This window comes from Monashia sp. HAY1-2A (assembly GCF_056755315.1).
Window position 1 is genome coordinate 1 of record NZ_JBNDHY010000105.1, and the last position, 15,569, is coordinate 15,569.

11 protein-coding genes are annotated in these 15,569 nt (G+C 71.0%); 9 read left to right on the top strand and 2 right to left on the bottom strand.

Annotated elements, in window-relative coordinates:
- Positions 1-66: 66 nt before the first annotated feature.
- Both ACPYOM_RS15205 and ACPYOM_RS15210 read right to left on the bottom strand, forming a co-directional pair.
- A complete protein-coding gene (locus ACPYOM_RS15205) occupies positions 67-1,566 on the bottom strand; it encodes a family 43 glycosylhydrolase (protein ID WP_481346604.1) in 1,500 nt (499 codons plus the stop codon).
- Between the two features lie 8 nt (positions 1,567-1,574).
- On the bottom strand, positions 1,575-4,118 hold the full coding sequence (locus ACPYOM_RS15210; protein WP_481346605.1) for an alpha-L-arabinofuranosidase C-terminal domain-containing protein: 2,544 nt from the start codon (positions 4,116-4,118) through the stop codon (positions 1,575-1,577).
- A gap of 282 nt (positions 4,119-4,400) precedes the next feature.
- Between ACPYOM_RS15210 and ACPYOM_RS15215 the strand changes: the two genes are divergently transcribed.
- The 9 genes from ACPYOM_RS15215 to ACPYOM_RS15255 all read left to right on the top strand — a co-directional run.
- Positions 4,401-5,393 (top strand): ABC transporter substrate-binding protein, encoded by a 993-nt coding sequence (locus ACPYOM_RS15215; protein ID WP_481341412.1) that lies wholly within the window; start codon positions 4,401-4,403, stop codon positions 5,391-5,393.
- A gap of 180 nt (positions 5,394-5,573) precedes the next feature.
- Positions 5,574-7,172, top strand: coding sequence for a sugar ABC transporter ATP-binding protein (locus ACPYOM_RS15220; RefSeq protein ID WP_481346606.1), 1,599 nt, complete (start codon positions 5,574-5,576; stop codon positions 7,170-7,172).
- Positions 7,169-8,347, top strand: a complete 1,179-nt coding sequence (locus ACPYOM_RS15225; RefSeq protein WP_481346607.1) for an ABC transporter permease — start codon at positions 7,169-7,171, stop codon at positions 8,345-8,347. The genes ACPYOM_RS15220 and ACPYOM_RS15225 overlap by 4 nt, the downstream gene beginning before the upstream one ends.
- The gene (yjfF, locus tag ACPYOM_RS15230; protein WP_481341415.1) at positions 8,344-9,348 is read left to right on the top strand and encodes a galactofuranose ABC transporter, permease protein YjfF; all 1,005 of its coding nucleotides are present in this window, start codon (positions 8,344-8,346) and stop codon (positions 9,346-9,348) included. The genes ACPYOM_RS15225 and yjfF overlap by 4 nt, the downstream gene beginning before the upstream one ends.
- Positions 9,345-10,385 (top strand): LacI family DNA-binding transcriptional regulator, encoded by a 1,041-nt coding sequence (locus ACPYOM_RS15235; RefSeq protein WP_481346608.1) that lies wholly within the window; start codon positions 9,345-9,347, stop codon positions 10,383-10,385. Before yjfF ends, ACPYOM_RS15235 begins: the two co-directional genes overlap by 4 nt.
- Complete coding sequence (araB, locus tag ACPYOM_RS15240; protein WP_481346609.1) at positions 10,382-12,136, top strand: ribulokinase; 1,755 nt, start codon at positions 10,382-10,384, stop codon at positions 12,134-12,136. Before ACPYOM_RS15235 ends, araB begins: the two co-directional genes overlap by 4 nt.
- Positions 12,137-12,138: 2 nt before the next feature.
- Positions 12,139-12,810, top strand: a complete 672-nt coding sequence (locus ACPYOM_RS15245; protein WP_481341418.1) for an L-ribulose-5-phosphate 4-epimerase — start codon at positions 12,139-12,141, stop codon at positions 12,808-12,810.
- A gap of 68 nt (positions 12,811-12,878) precedes the next feature.
- Positions 12,879-14,417 carry an L-arabinose isomerase gene (gene araA / locus ACPYOM_RS15250; RefSeq protein ID WP_481346610.1) on the top strand — a complete coding sequence of 513 codons (1,539 nt, stop codon included), beginning with the start codon at positions 12,879-12,881 and terminating at the stop codon, positions 14,415-14,417.
- Between the two features lie 281 nt (positions 14,418-14,698).
- Positions 14,699-15,569 (top strand): substrate-binding domain-containing protein (locus tag ACPYOM_RS15255; RefSeq protein WP_481346611.1); only part of this gene is annotated, 871 nt, incomplete at its 3' end.

The following is a 15,569-nucleotide window of genomic DNA, read 5'->3' on the forward strand; positions in this document are numbered from 1 at the left end:
TCCGTCGTCGGCAGCGTCAGATGTGTATAAGAGACAGGCCTGTCGGGGCCGCCCGGCACCGGTGGGTCAGCTGAGCAGGAAGGTCGTCTTCGAGCCCGACGCGGGACCGACCGTCAGGCGGCCCTTGTCGTGGCGGACGTAGGCCGAGGGGTCGGTGACCGACCGCAGCGACACGCCCTTCGGCGAGGCGAGGCCCGGCAGCCGGACGAAGCTCGCCTCGGCGGCGAACGAGCCCGCCGTGTCGACGGCGTCGACGGGGTCGATGCGCAGGCTCGTCCCGCTGACCCGCACGTAGCGGTCCGGGAAGTTGACCGACTGCAGCGACACCGTGTCGCCGCCGGCCAGCCCCGCGACGAAGCGGAACTGGCTGTCGGCCAGCTCGCGCACGTCCGCGTCGACGCGCAGCCCGTACTCGACGTGCCGGACGAACGACGTCGACGCGTCGCCCGGCGAGAGCCGCACGATCGGCCCCCCGACGCCCACCGGCACCCCGAACAGGGGGGACCCGTCCGGGTGCCAGTAGAGGCGCTGCGCCCGGGCGTGCCGGTTCGGGTCGTAGAGCGGGTCGCCCACGATGTCGCGGTAGTCGCGGGCATGGTAGACGAGCACGTCGGTGACGCCGTCCTCGGCCACGGTGAAGCTGTTGTGGCCCGGGCCGTACTGGCGCGTCTGCTCGTTCGTCGTGAACACCGGGTCGGGGCTCTTGGTCCACGACCGGTGGTCGAGCAGGTTCGCGGACGCGTCGGCCGTGAGCAGGCCCATGCAGTACCGCGCGTCGGTCGCGCTGGCCGAGAACGTGACGAACACCTTCCCGTTGCGCACGAGGACGGCCGGGCCCTCGTTGACCTTGAACCCCTGCACCTCCCACGGGAGGGTCGGCGTCGCGATGCGGACCGGGTCCGTGGCGAGGGCGAAGGGCGAGGCCATCTCGGCGATGTACAGGCTCGTGTTGACGGCGATCTCCGGCTCGCTCTGGGCCCACACGAGGTAGCGGCGGCCCGCGAGCTCGAACGTCGTGGAGTCGAGCGCGAAGGACAGCCACGGCGTCATGATCTGTCGAGGTGCACCCCAGCCGGCCGGCTCGCGCGGGTCGGCGAGGCTCGACTCCATGACGTACATGCGGATGTTGAAGACGTTGCCGGCGTCACCGGCGGCGAAGTAGACGTACCAGCGCCCGTCGATCCGGTGCAGCTCGGGAGCCCAGATGTGGCCCCCCATCTGGCCGCTGGTGGGCCGACGCCAGATGACCGACTCGGCAGCCGAGCCGAGGCCCGCGATCGTCGGGGCGCCCCTGACGACGAGCCGGTCGTACTCGGGGACCGAGCCGGTGAACCAGTACGTGCCGTCGACCGGCGGGGTGACGAAGGGGTCGGCCCGCTGCCAGACGAGTGGACTGACGGTCGGCGCGCCGTACACCTCGGCGTCGGTGCGCAGTGGGGTCGGGGCACCGAGCGCGTCTCCGGACAGGGCCGGGGCGGCGAGTCCCGCCGCGGCGAGGGCGAGCCCGCCCTGTAGGAGCGTGCGCCGTGCGATGGCCCGGTGCAGCTGGATGCGTGCGTCGTTCATGGTCGGCCTCACTTGAGCTGGACCCGGATGAAGGTCACCGAGTTCGGGTCGAAGGTGCGGGTGAAGGTGGGCGCGACGCCCTTGATCGTCGTCGTCATCGGCTGGACGGGCTGGGCGCTGCGCGTGTTCTGGGCCTCGGGATCGCCGGAGATGACGGTCATCTCGGCCTTGCCCACGACCCGCGTGCCGGCACCGAGGTCGATCGTGGTGCGGGCCGGGGCTGCCTGGGCGTTGACCACCTTGACGACGAGCTGGTTCCGGGCGGTGTCCCGGGTCACGACCTGCGCGAAGGGCTCGGTCACGGCGTCGTCGCGGAAGCTGCCCCAGAGCGCCCCGTCGAGGTAGAGCTCGACCTGGCCGCCGCGGATCTTGACGTGCACGTCGTAGGTGCGGCCGGTCTCGACCGTGTTCGGCTTGGCGAGCAGGGTCTGCTTGGCTCCGTTCGTGGCCTTCTCGACCGCGCCCTGGGTGTTGTTCCAGCCGCCGAGGTTCCACCAGTAGAAGTTGCCGGAGTCCTTGACGCCGAAGCCGATGAGGAAGCCCTCGGCCCCGGCCGTCTTCGTCGCCTTGAGGCTCAGGTCGTAGTCGTGCCACGCGGGGTCGCCCGCCGTGACGAGGGTGTCCTGGGCGGCGGTGTCGGACTGGACGTAGGCGCCGTCCTGCACCGACCACGTCCCGCGGTTCGCCAGTGGCCTCCACGCGGACGCGTCGCCGGAGAAGTCGTCGCGAAACAGCGGCGAGCCGTCCGCGCCGGTGACCGTGACGTCGTCGTACCTGGCCGCGGTGGCCCACGTCGACAGGCCGATCGCGCCGGTGATCGGCCTGGCCTGGGCGAGGGCCCCACTCGCCGTGCTCGGCACGACGGCGTCACCGACGTTGTTCATGAACAGCTTCTGCACCTCGTAGCTCGTCGAGCCCCACGAGGCGTTGTTGTCGAACCAGATCATGTCCGGCTTCCACTGGATGTAGTCGATGTTCGACAGCAGTGGCGCGTAGGAGGCCATCTTGACGACGTCGGCGTTGCGCTCGAGGCCGGTCATGAAGGCGGCTTCCGAGAGCGCGTTGCGCAGCTTGTTGTCGAGCGAGGCGTACTCGCCGAGGAAGACCTTCGGGCCCTGGCGGTCGTAGCCGTCGTAGCGGGCGTTGTTCTGCAGGAACCAGTCCGGGCTGTTGTAGTAGTGCTCGTCGAGCATCGCCGTGCCGTGGTCCTTGTTGAGGGACCACAGCCGGTCGAAGGTCGTGCCGGTGTCGTCGGGGCCGGAGTTCGACAGCACGGTGACGTCGGGGTACCGCGCCTTGATGGCGGCCTCGAACTTCACGAAGTTGGCGAAGTAGGCGTCAGGCAGGTTCTCCTCGTTGCCGATGGCGATCCGGCTCAGGCCGAAGGGTGCCGGGTGGCCCATGGCGGCGCGCTTGGCGCCCCACTCGCTCGTGACGGGTCCGTTGGCGAACTCGATGAGGTCGAGGGTGTCCTGGATGTGCCGCTGCAGCAGCGCGTCGTCGACGGTGGCACGGTTCTGCCCGCACCCGGTGACGAGGGCTGGGACGACCGGCACCGGCATCGCACCGATGTCCTCGGCGAACTGGAAGTACTCGTAGTAGCCGAGCCCGTAGGACTGGTTGTAGCCCCAGAAGTTGGCGTTCGTCGCGCGCTGCTCGACCGGGCCGATGGTGTCCTTCCACTGGTAGCTGCGGGCCCGCGGGTAGCCGTGCTCGGCGTCGTAGGAGTACATGCTGCCGGTGTTGACGAGGCACCCGCCCGGGAAGCGCACGAAGCCGGGGTGCAGGGCGGCGACCTTCTCGGCGAGATCCTTGCGCAGACCGTTGACGCGGCCCTTGTAGGTGTCCCGCGGGAAGAGCGAGACCATGTCGAGCCGCAGCGTCCCGGTTCCGCCGGCCTCCACGGCGAGACGTCCGCTCGTCGTCGAGGCGGTGGCCACGAAGCTCCCGCGGTACTGGCGCCACGTGTCGCCGTCGACCTGGACGTCCAGCGGGGTGGCGTACGTCGTCGTCCGGGCGGCGTCACGGAGCGTCACCGTCAGCGGAGTGCCCGACGCGGCGTCGGTGCGGGCCCAGACGCTGAAGTCGTACGTCTTGCCCGCCTCCAGCCGGACGCCGGTGTTGTAGCCGGCGTTGGCCAGGCCGTAGCGCCCGCCGGAGGGGTTGGTGAGCGTGAGGCGCAGGTAGGTGCGGTTGCGCTCGTTCATCCGGTCGGTGTCGTCGACCGTGGTGGCCGTGCCGCTTCCGCCGGAGCTCGCCGACGTGCTCCACGCGGTGAGGCCGGTGTAGCCGCGGTTGTCGGTGGGGGAGTACTCGAACGAGCGGTTCTGGACGAGCTCGGCGTAGAGACCGCCGTCGGCGGCGCGGTTGATGTCCTCGAAGAAGACGCCGTACATCGAGCGGTCGATGGCGGGTCCGGACCGGGACGGGTCGACGGTGACGCGGTAGTCGAGGGGCTCGGGCGTGGCTGCCCGGGCGCTCGGCAGGCCTGCGAGCAGACCGACGCCGAGGACGCCGGTCGCGAGACCCGCCACGACGCGTGCGTGGCTCATTGGGGGACCTTTCGTGGTCGAGGGCAAGGGCGGTGATGCGTCCGGGTGTCCTCCGCGCACGGGGCAGCACCGGTCGGGAGCTGCCCTGCTCACGAAAGTGAGCGCTAACATAGCAGGCTCAGAGAAGCCGTCAAGCGGGCTGAAAAAGTTCGAGGAAGGACTTGACGGCGGTGAATGTTAACGCTCACACTCTTGCTCCAAGTGGCCTGGCGGCCACGGCGGACGAGGAGGTCGGCCGCACCCAGGCGCCAATGAGGGCGCCCGAAGTTTGGAGGAAGTTCAGTGCTGAAGAAGATCCTTCCGGTGGCCGTCGGAGCCGTGGCGCTCGTCGCCCTCTCGGCCTGTGGCGGCGGCAGCACCGCGGCGACCGGCGCGGGTGCCGGCGCCGGTGCCAAGAGCGGCAAGATCGTCATGGGCTTCGCCCAGGTCGGCGCCGAGAGCGGCTGGCGCACGGCCAACACGAAGAACATCCAGGAGTCGGCCAAGGCGGCCGGCATCGAGCTGAAGTTCTCCGACGCGCAGCAGAAGCAGGAGAACCAGATCAAGGCGATCCGCAGCTTCATCCAGCAGAAGGTCGACGTCATCGCCTTCAGCCCCGTCGTCGAGACCGGCTGGGACACCGTCCTGCTCGAGGCCAAGCGCGCCAACATCCCCGTCATCCTCACCGACCGCGCGGTCGACTCCGAGGACAAGACGCTCTACAAGACCTTCCTCGGCTCGGACTTCGTCGCCGAGGGCAAGAAGGCCGGCGACTGGCTCGTCAAGGACAGCCAGGGCAAGAGCGAGGTCGACGTCGTCGAGCTGCAGGGGACGACGGGTGCCGCACCGGCGATCGACCGCAAGCAGGGCTTCGCCGACGCCATCAAGGCCGCCCCGCAGATCAAGGTCGTCGCCTCGCAGACCGGCGACTTCACCCGCTCCGGCGGCAAGCAGGTCATGGAGGCCTTCCTCAAGTCGGTGCCCAAGATCGACGTCGTCTACGCGCACAACGACGACATGGCGCTCGGGGCCATCGAGGCCATCGAGGCCGCGGGCAAGGTCCCGGGCAAGGACATCAAGATCATCTCGGTCGACGCGGTCCACGACGGCATGCAGGCGCTCGCCGACGGCAAGATCAGCTACATCGTCGAGTGCAGCCCGCTCCTCGGCGACCAGCTGATGGACCTCGCCAAGAAGGTCGTCGCCGGCCAGTCGGTGCCCGAGCGCGTCGTCACCCAGGAGACCACCTTCACGCAGGAGCAGGCCAAGGCGGCCCTGCCCTCGCGCAAGTACTGAGGTCGCGCGGCGCACGCGCCGACCTTCCCAGACGGCGGCCCCCGTCACCCTCCGGGTGTGGTGGCGGGGGCCGTCCACCACCACCGGCGCGGGGCCCACGGCGACCGCCCGGCACGCCCGAGGCGCCACCCACCCCAGCACCCACCACCACCCACCCGCATCCGAACCGAAGGACACGCCATGACGGTCACGCCGAGCACGCGGCCACCGGACGAAGCCCGCCCCGTCGTCGCGATGAGCGGCATCACGATGGAGTTCCCCGGCGTCGTCGCCCTCCAGGACGTCGACTTCCGCCTCCTGCCGGGCGAGGTCCACGCGCTCATGGGCGAGAACGGCGCCGGCAAGTCCACGCTCATCAAGGTGCTGACCGGCGTGTACTCCGCGACCAGGGGCACGACCGAGCTCGACGGGTCGGGCGTGCGCTTCTCGGGACCGGGCGAGGCCCAGGCGGCCGGTGTGGCCACGGTCTACCAGGAGGTCAACCTCTGCGCGAACCTCACCGTCGCCGAGAACATCCTGCTCGGCCGCGAGCCGCATCGGTTCGGTGCCATCGACATGGGCGCGACGCGGGCCCGGGCCGCCGAGCTGCTGGCCCAGATGGGCCTGCGCATCGACCCCGGATCGGTCCTCGCCGAGCACCCCATCGCGGTGCAGCAGCTCGTCGCCATCGCCCGCGCGGTCGCCGTCGACGCGCGGGTGCTCATCCTCGACGAGCCCACCTCGAGCCTGGACCAGGACGAGGTCGCCGAGCTGTTCCGGATCATGCGCCACCTCCGCGACCAGGGCGTCGCCATCCTCTTCGTCTCGCACTTCCTCGAGCAGGTCTACGAGATCGCCGACCGGATGACGGTCCTGCGCAACGGCCGCCTCGTCGGCGAGTACCTGACCCGCGACCTGAGCCGGATCCAGCTCGTGTCGGCGATGATCGGCCGCGAGCTCGGCGTCCTGGAGGAGGTCGAGCGGCTCGCCGAGGACGCCGGCTCGGGGGCGTCCGACGCGCCGCCTGTCCTCGAGGCCACGGGCCTGGGTCGACGCGGCTCGATCGCCCCGTTCGACCTGACCATCCGCGCCGGCGAGGTCGTCGGGCTCGCCGGCCTGCTCGGCAGCGGCCGCACCGAGCTGGCGCGCCTGCTCTTCGGCGCCGACCGCGCCGACTCCGGGTCCCTGCGGGTCGGCGGCAAGGGGATCTCGCTGCGCACCCCGCGCGCCGCCATCGCCTCCGGCATCGCCTTCTGCAGCGAGGACCGCAAGGGCGAGGGCATCCTCGCCGACCTGTCCATCCGCGACAACCTCGTCCTCGCGATGCAGGCCGCGCGCGGCTGGGCCCGGCCCATCCCTCGCCGGACCAAGGACGAGCTCGTCGCCCGCTGGATCGAGACGCTCGACATCCGTCCCGCCGACCCCGACGCCATCGTCGGGCGCCTGTCGGGCGGCAACCAGCAGAAGGTCCTTCTCGCGCGCTGGCTGGTGACCCGACCCCGGCTGCTCATCCTCGACGAGCCGACCCGAGGCATCGACATCGGTGCCAAGGCGCAGATCCAGAAGCTCGTCGCCCAGCTCGCGGCCGACGGCATGGCCGTCGTCTACATCTCCGCCGAGCTCGAGGAGGTGGCGCGCCTCTCGCACCGCGTCGTCGTCCTCAAGGACCGCACGAAGGTGGCCGAGCTCGACGCATCGGCGACCGTCGACGACATCCTGCGGCTCATCGCCGAGGCCGACCCCGCCACCGGGACCGGCTCCGGCGACGGGGTCGCCCTGACCGAGCAGGTGGCCTCATGACGACGACCCCCGCCGCCGGCGGCGCCAGGCGCGTGGGAGCGGCCCAGCGCCTCCGCGGGAGCCGGCTCCTCTGGCCCCTCGTCGCGCTCGTGGCCCTCCTCGCGGCCAACGCCGTCAGCAACCCCGAGTTCCTCGCCGTGCGCCTGCAGGACGGCCACCTCTACGGCAGCCTCGTCGACATCCTCAAGAACGGTGCGCCGACCCTGCTCATCGCCCTCGGCATGACGCTCGTCATCGCGACCCGCGGCATCGACCTGTCGGTCGGCGCGGTCGCCGCCATCGCCGCCGCCGTCGCGTGCACGACGATCGTCGGCTCGTCCGACCCGACGGGCGCGGGAGCGGCGGTCCGGGGGGTCCTCCTCGCGCTCGCGCTGTGCGTCGTGCTCGGCCTGTGGAACGGCCTGCTCGTCTCCGCCCTCGGCATCCAGCCGATCATCGCGACGCTCGTGCTCATGACGGCCGGACGAGGCATCGCGATGCTCGTCACCGACGGCCAGATCATCACGGTCCGCAACGACCCCTTCGGCGAGATCGGGGCCGGCTTCCTCGTGCTGCCGATCGCCATCCTCGTGGCGCTCGCGGTCCTCGTCGGCGTCGCGCTCGTCACGCGTCGCACCGCCCTCGGGCTGCTCATCGAGTCCGTCGGCATCAACCCCGAGGCGAGCCGCCTGGCGGGCATCCGCTCGCGCACCATCATCTGGACCGTCTACGTCTTCGCGGCCCTGTGCGCCGGGGTCGCCGGCCTGATGATCAGCTCGAACGTCAGCGCCGCCGACGCCAACAGCGCCGGCCTGTGGATCGAGATGGACGCCATCCTCGCCGTCGTCATCGGCGGCACCTCGCTCGCCGGCGGCCGCTACTCGCTGGCAGGGACGCTCGTCGGTGCGCTCATCATCCAGACGCTGACGACGACCGTGTACTCGATGGGCATCGCCCCCGAGGTGACGCTCGTGTTCAAGGCGGTCGTCGTGCTCGCCGTCTGCCTCCTGCAGGCGCCCCGCATCCGCGAGCGGTTCCGGCGCAGCCGGCGTCCGTCCACCACGGGCACGGCGGGGACCACGACGTCGGACTCCCTCGCCGGTCAGACGTCCTCGGCTCCCGGCGCCCAGCCAGCCCCCTCCGTGGAGCGCCCCGACCCCACACCCGTCACCCAGCAGAAGGTGGCCCAGCCATGACGACCACCACGCCCACGCGCCGCACCGTCCCCGGTCTGTCGCGCGTGCCCAGGGTGCCGGGCCGGGTGCTCCCCGTCGTCGCGACCTTCGTCCTGTTCGTGCTGCTCTTCGGCGCCGGCTCGGTGCGCTACGAGGGCTTCACGTCGGGCCAGGTGTTCGCGAACCTCTTCATCGACAACGCGTTCCTCATCGTCCTGGCCGTCGGCATGACGTTCGTCATCCTCACGGGCGGCATCGACCTGTCGGTCGGTGCGGTCGTGGCCCTGTCGACGATGGTCGCGGCCGCGACCCTGCGCGCCGGTCTGCCGGCGCCCGTCGTCATCCTCCTCGTGCTCGGCATCGGCACCGGCCTCGGCGTCGTCATGGGCCTCGTCATCCACCACTTCGAGATCCAGCCGTTCATCGTCACGCTCGCCGGCATGTTCCTCGCCCGCGGCATGTGCTTCGTCATCGGCGTCGAGTCGATCTCCATCAAGGACCCGTTCTTCCGCGCCCTCGCCACCGGCACCATCGAGCTCGGTGGCGGCGTCGTCATCACGTGGAGCGTCGTCATCGCCCTCGTCATCGTCGCCGTGGCCGCCTGGGTGCTGCACCGCACCCGCTTCGGCCGCACCGTGTACGCGGTGGGCGGCAGCGAGTCCTCGGCTGCCCTCATGGGCCTGCCCGTCGGACGCGTCAAGGTGGCGGTGTACGGGATCAGCGGGCTCTGCGCGTCGATCGCCGGGCTCCTCTTCAGCGTCTACATGCTCTCCGGCTACGGCCTGCACGCCGTGGGGATGGAGCTCGACGCCATCGCCTCGGTCGTCATCGGCGGCACCTTGCTGTCCGGTGGCGTCGGGCTCGTCCTGGGGTCCCTTCTCGGGGTCCTCGTCCTGGGTGTCATCCAGACACTGATCTCGTTCCAAGGCACGCTGAGCTCATGGTGGACCAAGATCGCGATCGGAACCCTGCTCCTGCTGTTCATCGTCATGCAGCGCCTCTTCACGAGGAGGGCGACATGACCGACACCGCGGCCCGGGCACCGGTCATGCAGGACGTCGCGCGGCTCGCCGGCGTCTCGCACCAGACGGTCTCGCGCGTCATCAACGGCGCCACGAGCATCCGGCCCGAGACCCGCGAGCGCGTCCTGCAGGCGATCGAGCAGCTCGGGTACCGGCCCAACACGGCCGCCCGCGCGCTCGTGAGCGGCCGGTCCGGGACGATCGGCATCATCGCCACCGCCTCGACGCTGTTCGGCCCGACGAGCGTGCACCGCACCGTCAACACCGCGGCGCGCAAGGCCGGGTTCTTCGCCTCCTCGGTCTCGCTGTCCGAGATGACCCGTGAGGGCTTCGACGCCGCGGTCGACCACCTCGACCGGCTCGCCGTCGAGGGCATCGTCGTCATCGCCGGGCACGACGAGGCGCTCGAGGTGGCCCGGTCCCGCAGCGCGCGGCTGCCTTTCGTCATCGTCGAGGGCGACCTCACCCGGGCCAGGCGTACCGTCGGCGTCGACAACGTGGCCGGTGCCCGGATGGTCACCCGGCACCTCGTCGACCTCGGCCACGTCGAGATCGCCCACGTCACCGGCCCGCTCGACTGGGCGGAGGCCCGGGCGCGGGCCGAGGGCTGGCGCGCGGAGATGGTCGCTGCCGGCCACCGTCCGATGGAGCCGGTCGCGGGGGACTGGTCCGCCGAGAGCGGCTACCACGCGGGTCTGGAGCTGGCCGAGAACCCCGACGTGACAGCGGTCTTCGCCGCCAACGACCAGATGGCCATCGGTGTCCTGCGGGCCCTGCACGAGGCGGGCCGGTCGGTGCCGGACGACGTCAGCGTCGTCGGCTTCGACGACGTGCCGGAGGCCGCGTACCTCATCCCACCGCTGACCACCGTCCGCCAGGACTTCACGGCCATCGGCCACGAGGCGATCTCGATGCTCACCGCCGTCATCGCCGGAGAGACCGACCAGGTCCCCAGCCTCATCGACCCCGAGCTCGTCGTCCGGGCGAGCACCGCGCCGTCCCGCCAGTCCCGCAGCCCCAGGAGCACAGACACATGACCACCCCCGCCCCGCCCGCCGACCGCCGGCGGTACGTCGTCGGCGTCGACTTCGGCACCCTGTCGGGCCGAGCGCTCGTCGTCCGCGTCGACGACGGCGCCGAGCTCGCCTCGGCCGTCCACGAGTACGGCCACGGGGTCGTGACGGACCGGCTGCCGGTCGGTGACGCGCCCCTTCCGCCCGAGTGGGCGCTGCAGGTGCCCGACGACTACCGTGACGTGCTCCGCCACGCCGTTCCCGCGGCGGTCGCGGCGGCCGGGATCGACCCGGCCGACGTGGTGGGCATCGCCACCGACTTCACCGCGTGCACGGTGCTGCCGACGACGGCGGACGGCACACCGCTGTCCGAGCTGGCGCAGTGGGCCGACCGCCCGCACGCGTACACGAAGCTGTGGAAGCACCATGCAGCACAGGCCCAGGCCGACCGCATCAACAGCCTCGCGGAGCAGCGCGGAGAGGCCTGGCTGTCCCGCTACGGCGGCCTCATCAGCTCCGAGTGGGAGTTCGCCAAGGCGCTGCAGGTCCTCGAGGAGGACCCCGAGGTCTACGCCGCGACCGACCGCTGGGTCGAGGCCGCGGACTGGATCGTGTGGCAGCTGGCCGGCACCTACGTCCGCAACGCCTGCACGGCCGGCTACAAGGGCATCCGCCAGGACGGCAGCTACCCGTCGGAGGACTTCTGCGCGGCCCTCAACCCCGACTTCCGCACCTTCGTCGCGGACAAGCTCGACCAGCCGATCGGCGAGCTCGGTTCCCGCGCAGGTGGGCTCACCGCCCAGGCTGCGGCGTGGACCGGCCTGCCCGAGGGCATCGCGGTGGCGGTCGGCAACGTCGACGCCCACGTGAGCGCCCCGGCGGCCCGGGCCACCGCGCCGGGGCAGATGGTCGCCATCATGGGCACCTCGACGTGCCACGTCATGAGCAGCGACGTCCTCAGGGACGTGCCCGGCATGTGCGGTGTCGTCGACGGCGGCATCATCGAGGGCCTCTACGGCTACGAGGCCGGGCAGTCCGGCGTCGGCGACATCTTCGGCTGGTTCACGCGCACCAGCGTCCCGGCCGAGTACGTCTCCGCCGCAGCGGAGTCCGGTGAGTCGGTGCACGAGTACCTGACCAGGCTGGCGGCACGTCAGGCGGTCGGCGAGCACGGGCTGATCGCTCTCGACTGGCACAGCGGCAACCGCTCCGTCCTCGTCGACCACGAGCTGTCCGGGCTCCTCGTCGGCCAGACCCTCGCGACCCGGCCCGAGGACGTCTACCGGGCGCTCATCGAGGCCACCGCCTTCGGCACGCGGGTCATCCTCGAGGCCTTCCGCGACAGCGGCGTCCCGGTGTCCGAGCTCGTCATCGCCGGCGGGCTGGCGAAGAACCCGCTCCTCATGCAGGTGTACGCCGACGTCACGCGGCTGCCGCTGTCGGTCATCGGCTCGGAGCAGGGGCCGGCACTGGGCTCGGCGATCCACGCGGCCGTCGCCGCGGGCGTCCACCCGGACGTCGCCGCGGCTGCCGAGGCGATGGGCAAGGTGCGCCGCTCCGTCTACGTGCCCGACGACACGGCCGCCGACGCGTACGACGCGCTCTTCGCCGAGTACGTGGCGCTGCACGACCACTTCGGCCGCGGCGGCAACGACGTCATGAAGCGCCTCAAGGCCTTGCGGCGCACCGCGATCGCCGCGCGCACGGCCGCACCGGCCGGCGCCGCGCCCGCCGCCTCAGCCCAGGAGGCCAGCGCAGGAGGTGAGGCTGCGTGAGCGTGGCCACGGATGTGAACGCAACCATCGCGTCCCTCCGTCGCGAGGTGTGTGCCCTGCACGCCGAGCTGACGCGCTACCAGCTCGTCATCTGGACCGCCGGCAACGTCTCCGCCCGGGTCCCCGGGCGCGACCTCATGGTCATCAAGCCGAGCGGTGTCTCCTACGACGACCTCACGCCGGAGAACATGGTCGTCTGCGACCTGCACGGCCGTGTCGTCGACGGCGACCTCGCCCCGTCCAGCGACACCGACGCTCAGGCCTACGTCTACCGCGAGATGCCGCACGTCGGCGGCGTCGTGCACACGCACTCGACGTACGCGACGGCCTGGGCCTCACGGGGCGAGTCGATCCCGTGCGCGCTGACGATGATGGCCGACGAGTTCGGCGGCGAGATCCCGGTGGGCCCGTTCGCCCTCATCGGGGACGACTCGATCGGGCGGGGCATCGTCGAGACCCTGACGAGCAGCCGGTCGGCTGCGGTGCTCATGCGCAACCACGGTGTCTTCACCATCGGCAAGGACGCCCGCTCGGCCGTCAAGGCGGCCGTGATGTGCGAGGACGTCGCGCGCACCGTCCACATCGCCCGCCAGCTCGGCACCCCGATCGCCATCGACCAGGCCGACGTCGACTCCCTGTACGACCGCTACCAGAACGTCTACGGCCAGCGCTGACCGGCGCCCGGGGTGCGCCCCGGTGCACGCCCGTCGCACCACGACGGATCCCACGAAGGAGACCCACCATGACCGCCACCACCACTCCCGCCGCGTCGGCCGGCTCCGCCGCCCCTGCGCGCGAGGTCTGGTTCCTCACCGGCAGCCAGCACCTCTACGGCGAGGAGACCTTGCGACAGGTGGCCGAGCAGTCGCAGGCGATCGCGAAGGAGATCGACGCCGGCGGGGTGCTGCCGGCGCGGGTCGTGTGGAAGCCGATCCTGGCCGACTCGGCCGCGATCCACACCGCGGTGCTCGAGGCCAACGCGGCGCCGGGCTGCATCGGGGTGATCACCTGGATGCACACGTTCTCGCCGGCCAAGATGTGGATCACCGGCCTGGACGCACTGCGCAAGCCGATGCTGCACCTGCACACGCAGGCGGGGGCGGAGCTGCCGTGGTCGAGCATCGACATGGACTTCATGAACCTCAACCAGGCCGCGCACGGTGACCGCGAGTTCGGCTTCGTCGGGGCCCGGCTCGGGGTGGCCCGCAAGGTCGTCGCCGGCCACGTCAGCAACCCGGCCGTCCTGGAGCGGATCGGCGCGTGGGGTCGGGCGGCGGCCGGCGTGGCCGAGCTGCGTTCGATGCGGCTGGCCCGGTTCGGCGACAACATGCGCGACGTGGCGGTGACCGAGGGTGACAAGGTCGAGGCGCAGCTGCGGTTCGGCGTCTCGGTCAACACCTACGGCGTCAACGACCTCGTGCAGGTCGTCGACGCGGTGGCCGACGCCGAGGTCGACGCGCTCGTCGCGGAGTACGAGCAGACGTACGCCGTCGTGCCCGAGCTGCGGCGGGGCGGGGCGCGGCACGAGTCGCTGCGCTACGGCGCGCGGATCGAGGCGGGTCTGCGCGCGTTCCTGACCGACGGCGGGTTCACCGCGTTCACGACGAACTTCGAGGACCTCGGCGGGCTGCGCCAACTGCCCGGACTGGCGGTGCAGCGGCTCATGGCCGACGGGTACGGGTTCGGCGGCGAGGGCGACTGGAAGACCTCGGTGCTGCTGCGCACGACGAAGGCCATGGCGCAGGGACTGCCGGGCGGCACGTCCTTCATGGAGGACTACACGTACCACCTGGTCCCCGGCGAGGAGAAGATCCTCGGGGCGCACATGCTGGAGGTGTGCCCGAGCATCGCGGGCCGGCAGCCGAGCCTGGAGATCCACCCGTTGGGCATCGGTGGTCGGGAGGACCCGGTGCGTCTGAAGTTCACGGCCGCCCCCGGTGCCGGTGTCGTCGTGGGCATGAGTGACCTCGGCGGCCGGTTCCGCCTCACCCTCAACGAGATCGACGTCGTCGAGCCGGACGAGGACCTGCCGCGGCTGCCGGTGGCGTGCGCGGTGTGGGAGCCGCGCCCGAACCTGTCGACGTCGGCCGAGTCGTGGTTGCTGGCGGGCGCGCCGCACCACACCGTCCTGTCGACCGCCGTCGGCACCGAGGAGTTCCGCGACCTCGCCGAGATGGTCTCGACCGAGCTCGTCGTCATCGACGCCGACACGACCCCCGAGAGCCTGCGCCAGCAGCTGCGCTGGAGCGCGGCCTACCACCGCCTCGCCGCCCGGCTCTGACGACACCCAGACCCCTGGTGGTGGGGAGCGCAGCGTCCTCGCCGCCACCAGGTCACCGCACCTGCGCCGAACGGCAGTTCCGAGCAGTGCACCGACAGCATGACCCAGCCGGCCGGCCAGTGCCGGCTGACACCCGAAGAATGGAGCACACAGTGATTCGCAGGACTGTTGCGGCGATCGCCGTTGGTGCCGTGGCCGTGAGCCTCAGCGCCTGTGGTCGGCAGACCCAGTCGGCGGGGGCCGGCGCCGCCCCCGCGGGGAAGGGGACGATCGGCGTCGCGATGCCGACCAAGACCTCCGAGCGGTGGATCAAGGACGGCGACTACATCAAGCAGCAGCTCGAGGCCGCGGGGTACAAGGTCAACCTCCAGTACGCCAACGACGACATCCCGACCCAGGTCAGCCAGGTCAACGACATGGTGACCAAGAACAACAAGATCCTCGTCGTGGCCTCGATCGACGGCACCGCCCTCAAGGGTGCGCTCCAGGAGGCCAAGGACGCCGGCATCCCCGTCATCGCCTACGACCGGCTCCTGCGCGACACGAACGCGGTCGACTACTACACGACCTTCGACAACCTCAAGGTCGGCAAGCTGCAGGCCGAGTCGCTCCTCAAGGGCCTCGAGGCGAGCGGCGCCCCGAAGCCGTGGAACGTCGAGCTGTTCGCCGGGTCGCCCGACGACAACAACGCCACCTTCTTCTTCAACGGCGCCATGGAGGTCCTCAAGCCGAAGATCAACTCCGGCGACATCGTCATCGGCTCGGGGGAGACCGACTTCAAGACCGTCGCGACTTTGCGCTGGGACGCCGCCGTCGCGAAGAAGCGGATGGAGAACCTGCTGACCAAGGCGTACTCGACGAAGGACGTCAACGGCGTGCTCTCGCCCTACGACGGCCTGTCGCGCGGCATCATCGCCGCGCTCAAGGGCAGTGGGTACGGCAGCGGGGGCAAGCAGCTCCCCGTCGTGACCGGACAGGACGCCGAGCTCGAGTCGGTCAAGTCGATCCTCGCCGGCGAGCAGTACTCGACGGTCTTCAAGAACACCCGCGATCTCGCGCAGGCCACGGTGAAGATGATCCAGGAGATCGACACGAAGAAGACGGTCACCGTCAACGACACGACGTCGTACAACAACGGCATCAAGAACGTCC

Excerpts from the sequence above, each read along its gene's own strand:
- ACPYOM_RS15205 (WP_481346604.1), bottom strand. The coding sequence starts at position 1,566 with ATGAACGACGCACGCATCCAGCTGCACCGGGCCATCGCACGGCGCACG.
- ACPYOM_RS15210 (WP_481346605.1), bottom strand. The coding sequence starts at position 4,118 with ATGAGCCACGCACGCGTCGTGGCGGGTCTCGCGACCGGCGTCCTCGGC.
- ACPYOM_RS15220 (WP_481346606.1), top strand. The coding sequence starts at position 5,574 with ATGACGGTCACGCCGAGCACGCGGCCACCGGACGAAGCCCGCCCCGTC.
- ACPYOM_RS15225 (WP_481346607.1), top strand. The coding sequence starts at position 7,169 with ATGACGACGACCCCCGCCGCCGGCGGCGCCAGGCGCGTGGGAGCGGCC.
- yjfF (WP_481341415.1), top strand. The coding sequence starts at position 8,344 with ATGACGACCACCACGCCCACGCGCCGCACCGTCCCCGGTCTGTCGCGC.
- ACPYOM_RS15235 (WP_481346608.1), top strand. The coding sequence starts at position 9,345 with ATGACCGACACCGCGGCCCGGGCACCGGTCATGCAGGACGTCGCGCGG.
- araB (WP_481346609.1), top strand. The coding sequence starts at position 10,382 with ATGACCACCCCCGCCCCGCCCGCCGACCGCCGGCGGTACGTCGTCGGC.
- araA (WP_481346610.1), top strand. The coding sequence starts at position 12,879 with ATGACCGCCACCACCACTCCCGCCGCGTCGGCCGGCTCCGCCGCCCCT.